Source organism: Candidatus Sororendozoicomonas aggregata, from assembly GCF_031528575.1.
Lineage (GTDB): Bacteria > Pseudomonadota > Gammaproteobacteria > Pseudomonadales > Endozoicomonadaceae > Endonucleibacter > Endonucleibacter aggregata.
In genome coordinates, this window is sequence record NZ_JAVLSP010000175.1 from 1 (window position 1) to 3,061 (window position 3,061).

The 3,061-nt window shown below is 44.7% G+C and carries 3 protein-coding genes; 1 reads left to right on the plus strand and 2 read right to left on the minus strand.

Going from position 1 to position 3,061, the window contains the following annotated elements:
* Positions 1–28: 28 nt before the first annotated feature.
* Positions 29–769 carry a glutathione S-transferase N-terminal domain-containing protein gene (locus tag V4C51_RS17490; RefSeq protein ID WP_330927457.1) on the minus strand — a complete coding sequence of 247 codons (741 nt, stop codon included), beginning with the start codon at positions 767–769 and terminating at the stop codon, positions 29–31.
* Positions 770–1,648: 879 nt separating this feature from the next.
* Between V4C51_RS17490 and V4C51_RS17495 the strand changes: the two genes are divergently transcribed.
* Entirely contained in the window at positions 1,649–1,933 is a 285-nt protein-coding gene (locus tag V4C51_RS17495; protein ID WP_330927458.1) for an HU family DNA-binding protein, read from the plus strand.
* A gap of 288 nt (positions 1,934–2,221) precedes the next feature.
* On the opposite strand, the gene V4C51_RS17500 is transcribed toward V4C51_RS17495, so the two are convergent.
* Positions 2,222–2,551 carry a helix-turn-helix domain-containing protein gene (locus V4C51_RS17500; RefSeq protein WP_330927459.1) on the minus strand — a complete coding sequence of 110 codons (330 nt, stop codon included), beginning with the start codon at positions 2,549–2,551 and terminating at the stop codon, positions 2,222–2,224.
* Positions 2,552–3,061: the final 510 nt, after the last annotated feature.

Genomic DNA, 3,061 nt, shown 5'->3' on the forward strand with positions numbered 1-3,061 from the left:
TTCGAGCATAAGTCCGACAGGCTCCTGGTTACAGCGTTGCATACTCGTTGTTCAGGTATTCAATTATATCCTTAGACTCAAACAGATGACTGTCAGTATTTGGGTCTTCCAGATAAGGAACCTGCACATTTCCGTGCTGGGCAAAGAACGCGCTCCGCTTGGTATCAGGTAAAGGCATATACTGGCCTAACCCTAAGCGAAAGTTTGCCGGTCCCATATCAGACCATTGCTGTTTACCGATATTGATCAGCAAATAGCGTAGCTCAAGTTCTGATAACAACTCCCTGACCGGGCGTGAGTAGGGGCTGGATTCAAAACTGAACAGGCGCAGAGCCCTGGCAGCAGGTTTGCCAGGCTTTTTTCTATTACCCGCATTCAGTCGCAGCGTACTGGCCAGACTTGAGGTAGTCAGGTTAATCAAGCCGGGCCTGAGTTTAGCGGGCACGTTTTTACCGGCATAGTGATAAAAGAGGTAGTGAAGTATTTTTCCTGTGGTAGTAAAGGTTTTTTGTGTATTAGGGTCGAGCAGGTAGGGGGTTCGACCTGTAGGAACATCGTTGATAAATCGTTCACTGCCAAGGGGACACGGACGAATTTCCACATCAAGATTCAATTCGGTTAACGCCTCTCGAACAAGACGAGCGCGCGGACAAGCCTCTCTGTCGTATAAAATAAGAGGCAACCCTGGTTGTACGGTGACTTTACTGCTGCTGGTGCCGGCCCAACATCGCAGCGAAGAAGAGAGCGTGGATGTCATAAGGTTGATCATGAGAAGGCTATCTATTGGCTATCTATTCCTTTTATCTGTTCGCAATGGTACTTCGTGAACCTTTTTCAGGGCAATGCCTATACCAGAAAAAGATGTCGTCTTTATCATAAAATCAATCTACAGTACCTGTTTAACCTGTCAACACACCAAAATCTCACCCACCTATCACACTTACCCATTGCTGTCAGATAAACCTTGCACTATTCCCATCAAGGTCTAGATTAGTCTAGGAGCCTGTCGGACTTAAGGCAATTTCGGCCTGAAACCCAGAAAGAGCGGCCATATTTTCCGATGAATTTGATTAAATAGGTCAACTATTCGCGCAAATTGATCAAAAACTCTGACTCGCCCTACTGAATTTCATACTCGAAAGCTTAAGCCCGAAAGGCTCCTGGGGTAGTTGCAATGAAAACTCTATCAGCGCCGTTACCGCAAACGCGGAGCATCACCATGGTAGGTTCCTGCCTTCCCAAGCGTGAACGACTGTTAGTATTTTCTGGCATACGGCTACTTTTATGTTTTTATGTCTTTCAACAAAGTGCGAGGCGTTATCCCGGGTATATCATCATCTCCACGCATCAATGAGTTCATAAACGTGTTTTTGACATACACGGGTTAAGGCACTGCTCCCTAAGAAGCAACCTTGAAAGTCTGCGCAAAGCGAGAACCAAGAGAAGCTGAGGATAAAAAGTCAATTTTGACAGGCGATTGACTCACTGTTTAACGAATAAAATTGGCTTTTTAGACCCATTTATCGCAGACCGCAGTAGCAGCTTTTAAGACTGCTTCCAAGAACTAATGCCTGTTATCGCTTTACTTCCAATACACCAGGGGACTGTGAAAATCTGATGCCCCTGACCTATGCTTCCGAGGCAGTGTATGAACAAAAAAGAGTTAGTTGAACAAATTGCTAAAATAGCCGGACTCACTCACAACAAGGCTGAGCTTGCCGTCAATGCGTTTATCAAAAAGACCCAGGAAACACTCGCTAAGGGAGACAACTTACAACTGATTGGTTTTGGCACGTTCTCTGTTGCCGACAGAGCCGCGAGGAAAGGACGAAATCCACAAACGGGTGAAGAAATCCATATTCCTGCCTGTAAACAGCCTCAGTTCAGACCCGGTAATAAACTGAAAGAAGCAGTAAAACGCAGGAATGCTTGACAACAGTGTCAATCAAATGCCGGGGGATACCCAGTGTTGGTCACGTATCTCTGTTGTTTAGTGTCGAACTCGAGGTATACAACGACTCCAGGAGGTTTGTCAGGTAAGTTCTTAAAACCAACGTTATCAACGTTCGACTCAACATTCCATGCCCTGTTAACATAAGGATTCAAATGCGATCACAACACGGAACAGGGTTCAGTTGCGGGAACACGCTCGTTGCTGATACGCCTGCTCCAGAGCCTGCCTTGGGAATTCAGCTTTCCCTGTCTCATTCATTGAAAAAATCTAAGCCATTGCCTTCATTACATTTAAAATGGCACGCTTTTTCTTCACGTTCATGATAGATAAGCTTCGAATGATTTCCTGATCCACATCATCGTCATTGATACTATCCGATGCCAGAGAAAGAAACTGATTGCCCCGCCCTGTGGCCAGCCATTCAAAAGACACATCCAGTACTTCTGCCATTTTTCGTAAATTTCCAAGGCTTGGGCTGCTCATATTCGTTTCCCACTGCGCAAGGGCACTGCGAGATACGCCAATAAGACCAGCAAGCGCCTGTTGTGATAATTTTTTATCTTTGCGGGAACGCAAGATACGCATTGTTAGGTTCATTTGCCTTTCCCATGGTGTCCTGTATGGAACTTCACTGGGGTAGTTGCCCTTTTTATCGGCATAAAAAAGCGATTATTTATTTTTCAGCCCATAACCCGTTTTTTCAGGCTCTTTCTATTTTCGAAGAGCCAGCGGCAGGACTTCAGCAGCCTATTATTAGCGGCTTTTTCTCTTTTTTCTCTTTTTTCTCTTTTTTCTCTTTTTTCTCTTTTTTCTCTTTTTTCTCTTCAATGAGTCTTATGAACAATAACTGAAAGCCCACAATTCAAAACGGCATAACAAGGTCATCGGGACGTTCAACTCAAGAGTGTGATATCAATCTATGCAACATGACCGAAAATTTCGCTTTCTTATGTCGAGTTCAGATCCACAGGAGCCTGTCGGACTTAAGACAATTTCGGCCTAAAATCCAGAAAGTGCGAGAAAGTGCGAGAAAGTGCGAGAAAGTGCGAGAAAGTGCGGCCATATTTTCCGATGAATTTGCTTAAATAGGTCAACTATTCGCACAAA

Excerpts from the sequence above, each read along its gene's own strand:
- V4C51_RS17490 (WP_330927457.1), bottom strand. The coding sequence starts at position 769 with ATGATCAACCTTATGACATCCACGCTCTCTTCTTCGCTGCGATGTTGG.
- V4C51_RS17495 (WP_330927458.1), top strand. The coding sequence starts at position 1,649 with ATGAACAAAAAAGAGTTAGTTGAACAAATTGCTAAAATAGCCGGACTC.
- V4C51_RS17500 (WP_330927459.1), bottom strand. The coding sequence starts at position 2,551 with ATGAACCTAACAATGCGTATCTTGCGTTCCCGCAAAGATAAAAAATTA.